At 71.8% G+C, this 15,419-nt stretch carries 12 protein-coding genes and 2 tRNA genes; 9 read left to right on the top strand and 5 right to left on the bottom strand.

The window, feature by feature from the left end; genetic code table 11:
- Positions 1-59 precede the first annotated feature (59 nt).
- Entirely contained in the window at positions 60-254 is a 195-nt protein-coding gene (locus tag OG715_RS15840; protein ID WP_030397386.1) for a hypothetical protein, read from the top strand.
- Positions 255-291: 37 nt separating this feature from the next.
- Here the strand turns inward: OG715_RS15840 and OG715_RS15835 are convergent, their stop codons facing one another.
- Positions 292-1,083, bottom strand: a complete 792-nt coding sequence (locus OG715_RS15835) for a DUF6348 family protein (protein ID WP_266269415.1) — start codon at positions 1,081-1,083, stop codon at positions 292-294.
- A gap of 243 nt (positions 1,084-1,326) precedes the next feature.
- Here OG715_RS15835 and OG715_RS15830 point away from each other — a divergent pair, with 243 nt between their 5' ends.
- Complete coding sequence (locus OG715_RS15830) at positions 1,327-1,890, top strand: DUF6197 family protein (protein WP_266269414.1); 564 nt, start codon at positions 1,327-1,329, stop codon at positions 1,888-1,890.
- Between the two features lie 98 nt (positions 1,891-1,988).
- Here the strand turns inward: OG715_RS15830 and OG715_RS15825 are convergent.
- Positions 1,989-2,059, bottom strand: a tRNA-Gly gene (locus tag OG715_RS15825).
- A 144-nt stretch (positions 2,060-2,203) separates the two neighbouring features.
- Here OG715_RS15825 and OG715_RS15820 point away from each other — a divergent pair.
- The 7 genes from OG715_RS15820 (at position 2,204) to OG715_RS15790 (ending at position 10,926) form a co-directional block, all read left to right on the top strand.
- A tRNA-Pro gene (locus OG715_RS15820) sits at positions 2,204-2,277 on the top strand.
- Between the two features lie 467 nt (positions 2,278-2,744).
- Positions 2,745-4,142 carry a trigger factor gene (gene tig / locus OG715_RS15815; RefSeq protein WP_266269413.1) on the top strand — a complete coding sequence of 466 codons (1,398 nt, stop codon included), beginning with the start codon at positions 2,745-2,747 and terminating at the stop codon, positions 4,140-4,142.
- A 265-nt stretch (positions 4,143-4,407) separates the two neighbouring features.
- A complete protein-coding gene (locus OG715_RS15810) occupies positions 4,408-5,025 on the top strand; it encodes an ATP-dependent Clp protease proteolytic subunit (RefSeq protein WP_380303373.1) in 618 nt (205 codons plus the stop codon).
- Positions 5,026-5,082: 57 nt separating this feature from the next.
- Positions 5,083-5,745: an ATP-dependent Clp protease proteolytic subunit gene (locus OG715_RS15805; RefSeq protein WP_266269411.1), complete on the top strand. Its 663-nt coding sequence runs from the start codon at positions 5,083-5,085 to the stop codon at positions 5,743-5,745.
- Between the two features lie 278 nt (positions 5,746-6,023).
- Positions 6,024-7,313 carry an ATP-dependent Clp protease ATP-binding subunit ClpX gene (clpX, locus tag OG715_RS15800; protein WP_030397392.1) on the top strand — a complete coding sequence of 430 codons (1,290 nt, stop codon included), beginning with the start codon at positions 6,024-6,026 and terminating at the stop codon, positions 7,311-7,313.
- Positions 7,314-7,473: 160 nt separating this feature from the next.
- Positions 7,474-10,113 (top strand): valine--tRNA ligase, encoded by a 2,640-nt coding sequence (locus OG715_RS15795; RefSeq protein WP_266269410.1) that lies wholly within the window; start codon positions 7,474-7,476, stop codon positions 10,111-10,113.
- A 276-nt stretch (positions 10,114-10,389) separates the two neighbouring features.
- Positions 10,390-10,926: a hypothetical protein gene (locus tag OG715_RS15790; RefSeq protein WP_266269409.1), complete on the top strand. Its 537-nt coding sequence runs from the start codon at positions 10,390-10,392 to the stop codon at positions 10,924-10,926.
- Between the two features lie 50 nt (positions 10,927-10,976).
- Here OG715_RS15790 and OG715_RS15785 read toward each other — a convergent pair whose 3' ends face one another.
- From OG715_RS15785 to OG715_RS15775, 3 genes are all read right to left on the bottom strand, one after another.
- Entirely contained in the window at positions 10,977-12,503 is a 1,527-nt protein-coding gene (locus OG715_RS15785; RefSeq protein ID WP_266269407.1) for a chitinase, read from the bottom strand.
- Between the two features lie 184 nt (positions 12,504-12,687).
- Complete coding sequence (wecB, locus tag OG715_RS15780) at positions 12,688-13,854, bottom strand: non-hydrolyzing UDP-N-acetylglucosamine 2-epimerase (RefSeq protein WP_266269406.1); 1,167 nt, start codon at positions 13,852-13,854, stop codon at positions 12,688-12,690.
- Positions 13,855-13,919: 65 nt separating this feature from the next.
- Complete coding sequence (locus tag OG715_RS15775; RefSeq protein ID WP_266269405.1) at positions 13,920-15,353, bottom strand: glycosyltransferase family 2 protein; 1,434 nt, start codon at positions 15,351-15,353, stop codon at positions 13,920-13,922.
- Positions 15,354-15,419: the final 66 nt, after the last annotated feature.

Here is a 15,419-nt window from a genome sequence, read left to right as displayed (position 1 = left end):
GGCTTCACAGGGGTCGTCAGCCGGTGGCGCCCCGCTATGAAACGAGGAAGTGAGTCCGGGTGGCACTCTCCGTCTCCGCGCTGGTCCTGTTCGGCATCGTCTGCTTCATCTTCATCCGCCAGAAGCAGCTGAAGACCGGGCACTTCATCCTGGCCGCCCTGTTCGGCTTCATGCTCAACCAGAGCACGGCAGCCAAGCCGATCCAGGACTTCCTGAGCCAGGTCGCCAAGTCCATCTCCGGCATCGCCAGCTGATCTGCGGCCCGCCGGCCCTCCGCGGCCGGCGAACCGTTCACCGGTCCGCGCGTCTTGCCTGCCGCCACCGGGCGAAGAGGCCCTGCGGGCGTGCCGCCGCCACGGCCGCCGGCCGGGCCGGCTCCGCTCCGTCGGTGCCCGCCGGGGCCAGCGGCTCCCCGTGGGCCGTCAGCAGGACGAACAGCCGCGCCCAGCAGAGCCGTTCGCCGCGCGGCCAGTCCAGCGCGCGCAGCGCCGCCGAGGCCGCCTCGCTGACCTCGCCGTCGACCCGGACCTCGGCCACGTCGTCCCCCGTGCGGCCGCCCAGGAACAGCTTCACCCCGTGCGGCCGCCGCCCGCCCGGTCCGGCCAGCCCCGCCAGCAGCGCGGGCGCCAGCGCCGGCACCACCCGGTTCCCGGCCAGCCAGGCGGCCAGCCGCTCGTTGCCGAACCCGAACACCGCCGCCGGCCCCTGGACGGTGTGCCAGCCCGGCAGTTCGGGGTGGTCGGCGTGGTCGCCGTGCGCCCCCCGGCCCTCCCCCAGCTCGACCAGCGCGCTCGCCGTGGTCGTCGCCCACATGCGCACCGCGTTGTCGAGCTTCTCCTCCTCGGTCTTGCCGAGGCCCGCCGTGCAGTCCCACACCACCGGCGCGTCCGCCCGGCCGAGCTCCAGCACCCAGCCGAGGTCGACGTGCCCCGGGCCCTCGCCGTCCTGGTGCTCGCGCACGGCCACCGCCGTGGTGCCGGGACCGCGCACCACCTCGCCGTCGGCGGTGAACTCCTGCCCGAGCCGTGCCATCTCCCGGACCACGCAGCGCTGTATGACGGCCAGTCGGTCCTGCGGGCGCACGGGGACTCCTAGGCTCTGGGCTTCGAATCGTCTCGAACTGTCGTCTGCCCGTCGAACTGCTCTCGAACGCCGCCGAGGCTATCGGCCCGGAGGCCCCCCGGGAAACCGTGCGGGCACGGCAGGACCGGGCCGGCGCGACCCGGGCGCGCCCGGGTCGGCGGACCCCTCGCTCCGGTCGCGGAAATGTCACTGATGCCCCACTTTGGGTAGCGGACACCCCCGGCACCGCCTGGAGAACGCCGCATGCCCCGCACCGCACCGAAACCCCCGCCGGCACCGCTGCTCACCCCGGACGCCTCCGGACTGGTCGCCGAGATCGAGGCGTACCTGGCCTCGCTGCCCGCCCCGGCGTGCACCCCGGCGCCCTACCTCCCGCCCGGCGGCGGGCCGTACGTCTGCCCGTTCGGCTCGGTGCTCCGGCCCTGGTACGCCGAGCACGCCCCGCCCCGCGCCACCCTGCTCGACCGCGCGCTGCGCCGCCCGGCCCGGCCCGTGCCGGTGACCGCCGCCGAGCACCTCGGCCTCGCCTCCCGCTACATCACGGCGCACGGATGGCTGCAGGGCGCGATGTGGGACGGGGCCGGCCGGGTCTGCCTGCTCGGTGCCCAGGCCGCGGTGCTCGCTCACGGCTACGGCACCCCGGCCACCGCCCGTACCGCCCGGGTCCAGCTGATGGAGGTGCTGCACGCGACCGGCCGCCGGGTCGGCTCCCCGGACGAGTTCAACGACCGGCCCTCCACCCGCCAGTCCGACGTGCACCGGCTGCTGGAGCGGGCCGCCGCCCGCGCCGCCCGGCTCGGACTCTGAACCGCCCGCGCCGGACGACCGGCCGCGGAGGCGCGAAGGGCCCCGGGCATGCGAACGGCCCCGACGGATGCTCAGCATCCCTCGGGGCCGTCCCGCAGAGCGGGTGACGAGAATCGAACTCGCGTGACTAGTTTGGAAGACTAGGGCTCTACCATTGAGCTACACCCGCGCGAACCCCCGGCCGTCACCGGACGGAAGGTCGGGAACAGCGTACCTGGTCCGGTCGGTCGCGCGCACACCCCATTCCCGTGAGGGCCTCGGAATATCTCGCCGATCCGGCAGGGCCCGGCGTGTACGCTTCCTCTCGGCACCACGGGGTGTGGCGCAGTTTGGTAGCGCGTCCGCTTTGGGAGCGGAAGGCCGTCGGTTCGAATCCGGCCACCCCGACAGAGTGCGCAGGGTCTCGCCCACGGCGGGGCCCTGTTGTCGTTGGTGCCCGACGCGACCCCTTGCCGCTCCTCCCCGCGGTGTCCCGTCGTGCCGTGCGGAGCGCTCACCGGAAAGAGTGCCGCACGCCACACTCCGGGCGCGCGCCCCCGGGCGCGGACGCCTCCCCGATCGCCCGCGAACAGGCCGGAAACGCCCCGGAACGGCCCCGAAGGGCCGCCGAAGGCGGCGCGCTGGCGTCCGCCTTTCGTGGTACCGGTAGGATGGGGCGCTGGCGGTAGTCCCTGTGGCGTCAACCCAGGCCGACCGCACGAGGGCGAGGAGTCACGCTCACCGTCCACCCCCCACGGGAGATGCAGCTCCAACCGCCCATCGCCCGTCTCGCCCGACCCGACCGACCCGGCTCCGGCCGACCGTCCGGGGAGGGTGCAGGCAACCCGACCGCAAGCCCCATAGGAGACCCCACCGTGAAGAGCGCCGTCGAGACTCTGAACCCGACCCGGGTTCGACTCACCGTCGAGGTGCCCTTCGAGGAGCTCAAGCCCAGCCTCGACGCGGCGTACAAGAAGATCAACCAGCAGGTCTCGGTCCCGGGCTTCCGCAAGGGCAAGATCCCGAACCGGGTCATCGACCAGCGCTTCGGCCGTGGCGCCGTGCTGGAGGAGGCCGTCAACGACGCCCTCCCGCGCTTCTACACGCAGGCCGTCGACGAGGGCAAGATCGAGGTCCTCGGACAGCCCGACATCACCAACATCGAGGGTGTCGAGAAGATCGCCGATGGCGGCGACCTGAAGTTCACCGCCGAGGTGGACATCCGTCCGGAGATCACTCTCCCGGACTTCTCGGCCATCGAGGTCACCGTCGACCCGATCGTCGTCTCGGACGAGGACATCGACAAGTCCCTGGAGCAGCTGCGCGAGCGCTTCTCCTCGGTCAAGGACGTCGAGCGCGCCGCGGCCGCCGGTGACACCGTGGTCCTCGACCTCGAGGCCAAGGTCGACGGCGAGGTGCCGGAGGACGGCACCGCGTCCGGCGTCAGCTACGAGATCGGCTCGGGCCGTCTGATCGACGGCATCGACGAGGCCGTCGTCGGCCTGGAGGCCGGTGGCACCGCGACCTTCACCACCGAGCTCAAGGGCGGCACCCAGGCCGGCCAGACCTCCGAGGTCACCGTCACGGTCACCGCGGTCCAGGAGAAGGAGCTGCCGGAGCTGGACGACGAGTTCGCCCAGCTGGCGAGCGAGTTCGACACCCTGGAGGACCTGAAGGCCGACTCCCGCAAGCGCCTGGAGCGCATGAAGGAGTACGACCAGGCCACCCAGGCCCAGGAGAAGGTGCTGGACGCGCTGCTCGGCCTGGTCGAGATCGAGTTCCCGGAGAAGCTCCTCAAGGACGAGATCGAGACCCGCAAGCACAACCTCGAGCACCACCAGCTGGAGCCGATGGGCCTCGACCTGGCGACCTACCTGGAGACCCAGGGCAAGTCGGAGGAGGAGTTCCTGGCGGAGACCGAGGAGCAGGCGAAGAAGGGCATCAAGACCCAGTTCGTCCTGGACCAGATCGTCGCCGACGAGGAGCTCAACGTCTCCCAGGAGGAGCTGACCGAGCACCTCATCCGTCGCGCCGCCGGCTCGGGTCTCACCCCGGACCAGTTCGCCCAGCAGGTCGTCCAGGGCGGCCAGGTTCCGCTGCTGGTCGGCGAGGTCGCCCGCGGCAAGGCGCTGGCCACCGTGGTCGAGGCCGCCAAGGTCGTCGACACCGAGGGCAACGAGGTCAACTTCGACGACGACGAGGCCGACGAGTCGGCCGAGGCCGTCGAGGCCCCGGCCGCCGAGGCCGAGGCCGAGGAGAAGGCCGAGGCCTGATCGCCCCGGTAGCCTCGCTCGCCCCGAGCCGACAGCGGGCCCGGACGCCTCACGGTGTCCGGGCCCGCTGCGTTGCCGCCGCGAACCCTGCGCTCACAGCGAACAGTTCTGCGTGAGGGATTCTGCGGCCCGGCCTGCGCGTTAGGGTCCATGGACAGCAACAATCACGACGTGATACCCGGAAGCTGTGCGACATCGTGACGGCCGTGGAGCGACCGTCCAAATCGACTGAGCAGGTGGCTAAGTGACGTACCCGCAGATGCAGATGCCCGGCCCGATGGCGCCGCACGCCGCCGCTGGTGACGTGCTCGGCGGCCTCGGCGACCAGGTCTACAACCGGCTGCTCAACGAGCGGATCATCTTCCTCGGCCAGCAGGTCGACGACGACATCGCCAACAAGATCACCGCTCAGCTGCTGCTGCTGGCCGCGGACCCGGACAAGGACATCTTCCTCTACATCAACTCTCCGGGCGGCTCGATCTCGGCCGGCATGGCGATCTACGACACCATGCAGTACATCAAGAACGACGTCGTCACGATCGCGATGGGCATGGCGGCCTCGATGGGTCAGTTCCTGCTGACCGCGGGCGCCAAGGGCAAGCGCTTCTCGCTGCCGAACGCCAACATCCTGATGCACCAGCCGTCCGCCGGCCTCGGCGGTTCGGCCACGGACATCCGGATCCAGGCCGAGCAGCTGCTGCGCACCAAGAAGCGGATGTCGGAGCTGATCGCCTTCCACAGCGGCCAGTCCTTCGAGCAGATCACCCGGGACTCCGACCGTGACCGCTGGTTCACCCCGGAGGAGGCCCTGGAGTACGGCCTGATCGACGCGATCATGCACAGTGCCGCGGACGTCCCCGGCGGCGGCGGCACCGGCGCCTGAGCCCCGCCCCGGGCCCACGAGACCACAGCCACAACGCTCCGGAGGACCAGAACACCCATGAACATCCCCAGCCTGTCGGCCGCCAAGGCCCGCGTCGAGGACATGCGAGCGGAGGGCCGCTACATCGTCCCGCGCTTCGTCGAGCGCACTTCCCAGGGCATCCGCGAGTACGACCCGTACGCCAAGCTGTTCGAGGAGCGCATCATCTTCCTCGGCTCCCAGGTGGACGATGTCTCGGCCAACGACATCATGGCGCAGCTGCTGTGCCTGGAGTCGATGGACCCGGACCGCGAGATCCAGATGTACATCAACTCGCCCGGCGGCTCGTTCACGGCCCTGACGGCCATCTACGACACCATGCAGTACGTCAAGCCCGACATCACCACCGTCTGCATGGGCCAGGCGGCCTCGGCGGCGGCCGTGCTGCTGGCGGCGGGCACCCCCGGCAAGCGGATGGCGCTGCCGAACGCCCGCATCCTGATCCACCAGCCGTACACCGAGACCGGCCGCGGCCAGGTCTCGGACCTGGAGATCCAGGCCCGGGAGATCTTCCGGATGCGCGAGCAGCTGGAGGAGATGCTGTCGAAGCACTCCAACAAGTCGGTCGAGGTGGTCCGCGAGGACATCGAGCGCGACAAGATCCTCACCGCCGAGGAGGCCGTCGAGTACGGTCTGGTGGACCTGGTCATCTCGACCCGCAAGGCCTCGCTGACCTCCTGAGGCCAGCACCCCCTCGGCGCCGTACCCGGGCCGGGGGAGCCGGGGGCGGGGCGCGCGATCGGTTCGCGCGCCCCGCCCCTGGCGCACCGGTGGCTCCTCCGACGGCATCTGTTCGGTATCAATTCGCCCAGGGCGTAGGGCAGACCCGGCGAAGAGGGCGGAATCGACGGCTCGGCAGAGTACCGTCGGACAGCGAGACCGATCGCCGTCGGCGTCTTCGGTCCACAGCACCAGGCCCCGGAAACCCCGCGGGGCCCCTGGCGAAGGGGAAGCACCTCGTGGCACGCATCGGAGACGGTGGCGACCTGCTCAAGTGCTCGTTCTGCGGCAAGTCGCAGAAGCAGGTGAAGAAGCTGATCGCCGGCCCAGGCGTGTACATCTGCGATGAGTGCATCGACCTGTGCAACGAGATCATCGAGGAGGAGCTCGCCGAGACCTCCGAGGTGCGCTTCGAGGAGCTGCCGAAGCCCCGCGAGATCTACGAGTTCCTCGACCAGTACGTGGTCGGCCAGGACCTCGCCAAGAAGGCCCTGTCGGTGGCGGTCTACAACCACTACAAGCGGGTCCAGGCCGGTGAGGCCGGGCGCAGCGGCGGGAACGGCCGCGAGGACGCCATCGAGCTGGCGAAGTCCAACATCCTGCTGCTCGGTCCGACCGGTTCCGGCAAGACGCTGCTGGCGCAGACCCTGGCCCGGATGCTGAACGTGCCGTTCGCCATCGCGGACGCCACCGCGCTGACCGAGGCCGGCTACGTCGGCGAGGACGTCGAGAACATCCTGCTGAAGCTGATCCAGGCGGCGGACTACGACGTCAAGAAGGCCGAGACCGGGATCATCTACATCGACGAGATCGACAAGGTCGCCCGTAAGAGCGAGAACCCGTCGATCACCCGGGACGTCTCCGGCGAGGGCGTGCAGCAGGCGCTGCTGAAGATCCTTGAGGGCACCACAGCCTCGGTGCCGCCGCAGGGCGGGCGCAAGCACCCGCACCAGGAGTTCATCCAGATCGACACCACCAACGTGCTGTTCATCGTGGGTGGCGCGTTCGCGGGCCTGGAGCGGATCATCGAGGGCCGGGCGGGTGCCAAGGGCATCGGCTTCGGGGCGAACATCCGCTCGAAGCGGGAGCAGGACGCCAGCGACCACTTCCGTCAGGTGATGCCGGAGGACCTCGTCAAGTTCGGCATGATCCCCGAGTTCATCGGCCGTCTGCCGGTGATCACCAGCGTGCACAACCTCGACCGCGAGGCGCTGCTGCAGATCCTCACCGAGCCGAAGAACGCGCTGGTCAAGCAGTACCGCAAGCTCTTCGAACTCGACGGTGTGGAGCTGGAGTTCTCCCGGGACGCGCTGGAGGCCATCGCGGACCAGGCGATCCTGCGCGGCACCGGCGCGCGCGGTCTGCGGGCCATCATGGAGGAGGTGCTGATGTCCGTGATGTACGAGGTCCCCTCGCGTCAGGACGTCGCCCGGGTGGTCGTGACCGGGGACGTCGTCTCCAAGCACGCCATCCCCACCCTGGTGCCGCGCGACATGATCAAGCGGGAGCGGCGCGACAAGAGCGCCTGAGACCCCTCCGGCCCAGTGCTCCCGGGCCGGGCCAGGGCCCCGGTGCCGCCCCCGCGGCGGCGCCGGGGCCCTCGCGTACGCGCCCTTCCGGGCCGGTCCGGGAGTCCGGGGGGTGAAAGGCGTTCGTAACCGGGTTCCCGGGTTACGTAAACTGTGCGTCGTGACCGACACCACGAACCAGCGCCCCGCGAGCACGCCCGCAGGGGACGACGCAGCCACCCTCCCGACGACCTACACTCCGGCGGACGTAGAGGGCGAGCTGTACGAGCGCTGGGTAGAGCGCGGTTACTTCACCGCCGACGCCACGAGCGACAAGCCCCCGTACACCATCGTCATCCCCCCGCCGAACGTCACCGGCTCGCTGCACCTGGGCCACGCCTTCGAGCACACGCTGATCGACGCCCTGGTCCGCCGCAAGCGGATGCAGGGGTTCGAGGCGCTCTGGCAGCCCGGTATGGACCACGCCGGCATCGCCACCCAGAACGTGGTCGAGCGCGAGCTCGCCAAGGAGGGCAAGTCCCGCCACGACCTGGGCCGCGAGGAGTTCGTCGAGCGGGTCTGGAAGTGGAAGGCGGAGTCCGGCGGCCAGATCTCCGGCCAGATGCGCCGGCTCGGCGACGGCGTCGACTGGTCGCGCGAGCGCTTCACCATGGACGAGGGCCTGTCGCAGGCGGTCCAGACCATCTTCAAGAAGCTCTTCGACGACGAGCTGATCTACCGCGCCGAGCGCATCATCAACTGGTGCCCGCGCTGCCTGACCGCCATCTCGGACATCGAGGTGGAGTACCAGGACGACGACGGCGAGCTGGTCTCGATCCGCTACGGCGAGGGCGAGGACTCCATCGTCGTCGCCACCACCCGCGCCGAGACGATGCTGGGTGACACCGCGGTCGCCGTCCACCCGGACGACGAGCGCTACCGGCACCTGGTCGGCACCGAGATCGAGCTGCCGCTCACCGGCCGCCGGATCCCGATCGTCGCCGACGAGCACGTCGACCCGGAGTTCGGCACCGGCGCCGTCAAGGTGACCCCGGCCCACGACCCGAACGACTTCGAGATCGGCCAGCGCCACGGCCTGCCGAACATCGCGGTGATGGACGAGCACGCGGTGATCACCGTGCACGGCCCGTTCCTGGGCCTGGACCGGCTGGAGGCCCGCTCGGCGATCGTCGCCGCGCTGCGCGCCGAGGGCCGGATCGTCGCCGAGAAGCGCCCGTACGTCCACTCGGTGGGCCACTGCTCGCGCTGCAAGACCACCATCGAGCCGCGGCTGTCGATGCAGTGGTGGGTCAAGGTCGGCCCGCTGGCCCAGGCGGCCGGCGACGCCGTCCGGGACGGCCGGGTCAAGATCCACCCGCAGGAGATGGAGAAGCGCTACTTCGACTGGGTGGACAACCTGCACGACTGGTGCATCTCGCGCCAGCTGTGGTGGGGCCACCGGATCCCGGTCTGGTACGGCCCGAACGGCGAGATCGTCTGCGTCGGCCCGGACGAGCAGCCGCCCGCGGGCGAGGGCTGGCACCAGGACACCGACGTCCTGGACACCTGGTTCTCCTCGGGCCTGTGGCCGTTCTCCACGCTCGGCTGGCCGGAGCAGACCGGGAGCCTGGCGAAGTTCTACCCGAACTCCGTCCTGGTCACCGGTTACGACATCCTGTTCTTCTGGGTCGCCCGGATGATGATGTTCGGGCTCTACGCGATGGACGGCACCCCGCCGTTCCACACCATCGCGCTGCACGGCATGGTCCGTGACCAGAACGGCAAGAAGATGTCGAAGTCCTTCGGCAACGTGGTCAACCCGCTGGACTGGATGGACAAGTACGGCTCGGACGCGCTGCGGTTCACGCTGGCCCGGGGCGCCAACCCGGGTGTCGACGTCCCGATCGGCGAGGACTGGGTCCAGGCGGCCCGCAACTTCGCCAACAAGATCTGGAACGCGACCCGCTTCGCGCTGATGAACGGCGCCACCGTCGAGGGCCCGCTGCCCGCGCCGGAGGAGCTGACGGCCGCGGACCGCTGGATCCTGTCGCGTCTGAACAGCACCGTCGCCGAGGTGGACGCGCTGTACGACGACTACCAGTTCTCGAAGCTCTCCGAGGCGCTGTACCACTTCGCCTGGGACGAGGTCTTCGACTGGTACGTGGAGCTCTCCAAGACCACCCTGGCCAAGGGCGGCCCGCAGGCCGACGCCGCGCGCCGGGTCCTCGGCGAGGTCCTCGACATCACGCTGCGGCTGCTGCACCCGATCGTGCCCTTCGTCACCGAGACGCTGTGGACCACGCTCACCGGGGCCGAGTCGCTCGTCGTCGCCGACTGGCCGCAGGACAGCGGGTTCCGCGACGCCGGGGCCGAGGCGGAGATCGCCACCCTGCAGCGGGTGGTCACCGAGGTGCGCCGGTTCCGCACCGACCAGGGCCTGAAGCCGGGCCAGCGGGTCCCGGCCCGGCTGGACCTGGACGGCACCGTGCTGGCCGTGCACGAGGACGCGATCCGCTCGCTGCTGCGTCTGACCGTGCCGGAGGAGGGCTTCGCGGCCACCGCCTCGCTGCCGGTCGCCGGTGCCACCGTGGCACTGGACCTGTCCGGCACGATCGATGTCGCGGCGGAGCGCAAGCGCCTCGCCAAGGACCTCGCGGCGGCCGAGAAGGAGAAGGCCCAGACCGCCGGCAAGCTCGGCAACGAGGCGTTCCTCGCCAAGGCGCCGGACGACGTGGTCGCCAAGATCCGGACCCGCCAGGAGGCCGCCGAGGCCGACATCGCCCGGATCACCGCCCAGCTCGCGGCGCTGCCGCAGGGCTGACGCGCCGACGGCTCCCCGGAGCCGTCGCCCGGTGCACCAGGAGCCGCACCCCGCCGACGCGGGGTGCGGCTCCTCCGCTTTTCCGGATGTCGGCTGATCGGGAGTCCCAATAGCCCAATTCGTTGCTCCCTTCCGGCGAATATTCATCCTGGACCGGGTGAGGTCCTATTCCGCCCGAATCGATTCCTGTCTTGCCCGCGCGGTTTCGCGGAATTTCGCAGGTCGGATGTGTACGGTGTGCTTCGAGTTCCGGACAGTGAGGGACGACGGGAGGGCATGGGCGTGGTGGTGGTGACCGAGGTGTCGGCCGACGAGCTGCCTGTCGAGGCGGTCGAGGAGGCCAAGGCGCGCGCGGCGACCCTGCTGCTCGCGTTCCGGCACGGCAACCAGCTCGCGTTCGACCACGCGCTGGACCGGCTGCTGGACGAGCACGTCGAGCGCGAGGTGGCCACACTGCTGACCTGGATCGCCGCCGAGGCGGTCCGCAAGGCCTACGCGCCCGAGGTGGGCGACCGGGTGCTGCGGTCGATGGCCCGGCGGGCCCCGCGCGACACCGGGGCGGTGCTCGTCGACGAGGACGGCGTGGACGCGGCCCGGCTGATCGAGGCGGTCGCGGCCGGCGAGGTGACGGAGGTCCGGGACCTGGTCGCCGCCACCCCCGACACCACCTTCCTGCTCGGCGGGCTGCTCCAGGGCGTGGCGATGATGCTGCCGCTGCTGCCGGAGGGCGAGCTGGCCGGGATCACCGCCGAGCTGCGCCGCCGTCACGGCGGCGCGCCCGCAAGCGTGCCGGAGGCCCGGGCCGGCGTGTGACCGGCTCCGGGCCCCCGGCTCCCGCCTCGTCGGCGGAGTCCGCGTGCCGGTTACGGCATCGCGTGCAGGTGCGAGCCGACGGTGGAGGCGATCCCGCCGCCCGCCTTGGCGTCCCAGTTGGTCGACCAGGTCATGGCCCCGCCGATCCCGGGCCACTTGGTGTCGGGCTTGAAGGTGCCGCAGTTGGTCCCGGCGGCCAGGCAGTCCAGCGCGTTGTTGACCACGCTCGGGCTGACGTAGCCGCCGCCGGCCGCGCTGGTGGAGGCCGGGACGCCGAGTCCGACCTGGTCGGGCCGCAGCCCGCCCTTGAGCTGGATGCAGGCGAGGCCGGTCAGGAAGTTGACGGTGCCCTGGGAGTAGACCTGCCCGTCGCAGCCCAGCATCGCGCCGGAGTTGTAGTACTGCATATTGACGATGGTGAGGATGTCCTTCACGTTCAGCGCCAGCTTGAAGTACTCCGCGCCGGTCGACTGCATGTCGATGGTCTGCGGCGCCATGGTGAGCGTGAAGCCGGAGCCGGCCCTGCCCGCCAGGGTGTGCAGCGCCTGGCCCATCCAGGTGGAGCTGACGCCGTTCTCCAGGTCGATGTCGACGCCGTCGAAGCCGTAGGTCTGCATCAGCGACCAGGCGCTGTTGGCGAAGTTGGTGGCGGAGGCGGAGCTGTTGACGGACACCGTGCCCTTCTCGCCGCCGACCGACAGGATCACCTTCTTGCCGGCCGCCTTCTTGGCCGCGATGTCGGCCTTGAACTGCGCCTCGGTGTAGCCGCCGAGCCGGGAGGAGAGCGTCGGGTCCAGGGCGAAGCCCAGGCCCCCGGCCGTGCCGGTGGCCTCGGCGAAGGAGACCGCGATGATGTCGTACGCGGCCGGGACGTCGCTGATCCGCTGCACGGTGGCGCCGTTGTCGAAGTTCTGCCAGTAGCCGGTGAGCAGGTGCCTGGCCGGCGGCCGCGGCGTGGTGGCGGTGGGGGAGGGCGTGGTGGTGTCGGTGGGCGACGCGGTGACGGTCGGGGTGGGACTGGTCGCGGTGGGGGAGGGCTTGGGGTCGCCCGGGCCGAGCAGGGAGACGTCGTCGGCCAGGAAGGCCGGCTGTCCGTACCAGCCGTGCAGGTAGACGGTGACGCTGGTGGTGGAGGCCCCGGTGGTGAAGGTGGTGCTGAGCTTGGACCAGGCGGCGCCGCCGGGGGTCCAGGTGCTCGGATCGGTGCCGCCGGTGCCGCGGGCGCCGAGGTAGATGTACGAGCCCTGGACCCAGCTGCTCAGGGTGTACGTCGAGGAGGGCCTGACCGTGACGGTCTGGGTGCACTCGCCGGTGGCGCTGCCGCCCGGGGTGGAGCGCAGCGCGCCGGTGCCGGAGTGGACGGTGGTGGTCTCCGGCGCGCCGGCCGCGCAGGTCCAGCCGTTGAGGCGGTTGGCGTCCTCGAAGCCGCCGTTGGTGACGAGTTCGACGTCGTTGGGGGCGGCCTGGGCGCCGGCGCCGCCGGCGAGCACGAGGCCGCCGAGTCCGAGGGCGACGGCGGTGGCGCCGGCGAGCAGCGAGTGGACGGCGCGCGGGCGCCGGTGTGTGGCAGGTGGCATGGCTCCATCTCCGGTGGGGGAGGCCGGCGGTCCTCGTGGGGGAGGGCCGTCCGGGTGTCGACGGATCTGTGTGCGGGAGCTACCGACAACACAAGTCCCTGTCGGGGGAGGAGACTTGCCTTCACAAGGTGGAGTAGACCAATTCCGCTGTCAAGAGGGCCCCGGCCGGGCGGCCCCCGTCGGGTCAGGCGGCCTGCGGCGCCGCGGCGGGCCCGTGGGCGAGCCGGGCGGTCAGTCCGGCGATCCGGGCGGAGGCCAGGCCGTCCCCGTAGGGGCTGGGGGTGCCGGCGAGCCGGGCGAGCCGTTCCGGGGTGTCGGCGAGCCAGGCGCGGGCGAGTCCGCCGAGTTCGGCACCGGGCGCCACCAGCGCGGCGAAGCCGGTCTCGACGGCCTCGGGCCGTTCGGTGGAGCGGCGCACGACCAGCAGCGGGCGGCCGAGCACGGTGCACTCCTCCTGCACCCCGCCGGAGTCGGAGACCAGCAGCGCGGCGTGCCGGGCGAGGCCCAGGAAGTCGGCGTAGCCGACCGGTCCGGTCACCGTGAGCCGGGCCAGCAGGCCGTCCAGGCCGAAGCGCTCGACGGCGGCGCGGGTGCGCGGGTGCATCGGGAACAGCACCGGCGTGCCGGCCCGCGCGATCCGGTCGAGCTCGGCGAGGACGGCGCCGAGCGCCTCGGCGGTGTCGGTGTTCTCCGGCCGGTGCACGGTGGCGAGGACGTAGCCGTCCGCGGCGAGGCCGTGCCGGGCGAGCAGGACGGCCCGCTCCCCGGCGTCGGGCAGCGAGCGGCGGACCACCTCGACGACGGTGTTGCCGGTGAGCACGATCCGCTCCTCGTCGAGGGACTCGGCCCGCAGGTTGGCGGCGTTGTCGGGGGTGGCGGCGCACAGCAGGTCGGAGACGTGGTCGACCATCACCCGGTTGTGCTCCTCGGGCATCGCCCGGTCGAAGCTGCGCAGTCCGGCCTCGACGTGGACGAGCGGGATCTCCCGGGCGTTGGCGGCGAGGGCGCCGGCCAGGGTGGCGTTGGTGTCGCCCTGGACGACGACGGCGGCCGGGCGGTCCTCGGCGAACGCGGCGTCGAGCTGGCCGAGGGACTGGGCGATCTGGCCGGCCCGGGGGCGGCCGCCGACGCCGGTGAGCAGTTCGGGGCGGGGCAGGCCGAGGTCGCGCAGGAAGCGGCCGGACATCGCCTCGTCCCAGTGCTGGCCGGTGTGGACCAGCCGGGTGGCGGGGCCGAGTTCGTGGATCAGCGGGGCGAGCTTGACCAGCTCGGGGCGGGTGCCGAGGACGACGGCGACGCTGCCGGGGGCGAGCGGGCGGGCGGCGGACCGGGGGGCGGGGCACAGGTTCATGCGGGACGGCTCCGGGGTCTGGGGCGGGGCGGTGGGGGAGGGGGCGGCGGGGTGTCCGGCCGGGGTCAGGACTCCAGGGCGGTGGGGGCGCCGACGGCGACCTTCTCCGCGTTGCGCCGGGTCTTGGCCCAGCCGTTGCGGCCGAGCAGCATCCGGACGGCGGCCCGGGCGGCGACCACGAACAGGTGGTAGGCGTAGAGCCAGACCAGGACGCCCCAGAGCAGGCCGGTGAGCCTGCCGCGGTCGGGGCGGACGAGCCGGCGGTAGGTGGGGCCCCAGAAGACCATCGGCAGGGTGGCGAGCACGAAGGCGACCGCCATCCAGGGGCCGTAGGTCAGCTGGAAGTCGGCGGTCTCCTCGGGGAAGAGCACCAGCCCGGCGCCGGTGATGGCGAGCGACAGCGGGGTGAGGACGACCAGCAGGACGCAGACCACGGGCTGGAGGAAGGTGTACAGCACCTCGGCCTTGCCGGCGGGCCGGTAGTGCGGCGAGCGCAGCACCCGGCCGGTGTAGCGCAGGCACTGCATGTTGCCCTGGGCCCAGCGGGTGCGCTGGGTGAGGAAGCGGCGCCAGGAGACCAGGGCCTCCTGGGAGACGTTGGTCTCGGTGACGTGGGTGAGCCGCCAGCCGGCCAGCCGCAGGTCGAGGCCGGACTCGTAGTCCTCCAGCAGGGCGCGCTCGGGCCAGGGGCGGCCGTCGCGGCCCTCCTCGGCGGTGAGCGAGTCGAGGGCGGTGAGCCGGACGAACTGGCCGTTGCCGCCGAGGCCGACGCTGCCGGTGCGGCGGCGCAGCAGCTGCATGCCGGCGTTGTTGGCCTGGAACTCGACGTCCTGCATCCGGACCAGGGCGCGGGCGAGGGCGTTGGCGGTCCGGCCCCGGCCGGCCAGCGGGCGCGGGTCCTCGGCGTTGCGCATCCGGACGCCGATCTGCACGGCGCCGGTGTCGAGGCGGCCCATCGCGTGCTCGTTGCCGACCTGTTCGAGGGTGCCGGGGTCGAGCCGCCCGTCGGCGTCGACCACGCCGAGGACGACGCGGGAGCGGTCGGTGCCGGGCGGCAGCGAGGCGGAGACCTCCCGGTAGGCGGCGTTGAGGGCGGCGCCCTTGCCGATCCGGGCGTGCGGGCGGCGGCGCTGGACGAGGTGGACCAGGGGGTCGTGCCCGGCGGCGGCCAGGACCAGGTCGCGGGTGGCGTCCTCGCTGTCGTCGTCGATCACCCAGAGGTGGGCGGTGGGGGCGACGGCGCGCAGCCCGGCCAGGGTCTGGGCGATCACCGCCTCCTCGTCGCGGCAGGGGACCACCAGGTGCCACTGGAAGGCGGCGGGGTCGCCGGGGCGGGCCGGGCGGTTGCGCCGGAAGGCGTGCCGGGAGCCGGCCCAGTAGACCAGGAAGCGGCCGAAGACCAGGGCCATGTAGACCACGAGGGCCAGCGAGATCAGCCCGGCGAGCTGGACGAAGCCGTCCCGGCGCATCTCGACGAACTGGCGCAGGGCGTCGGGCATGGCGCGGTGCTCCTCATGATCAAAGGCGATTTGTCTCCCTGGGCTGCGAATCAATGCTTCTTTGCG

This window comes from Kitasatospora purpeofusca, from assembly GCF_036010405.1.
Lineage (GTDB): Bacteria > Actinomycetota > Actinomycetes > Streptomycetales > Streptomycetaceae > Kitasatospora > Kitasatospora purpeofusca.
The sequence above is the reverse complement of the archived record's forward strand: the minus strand, read 5'-3'. Positions and strand labels throughout refer to the sequence as shown.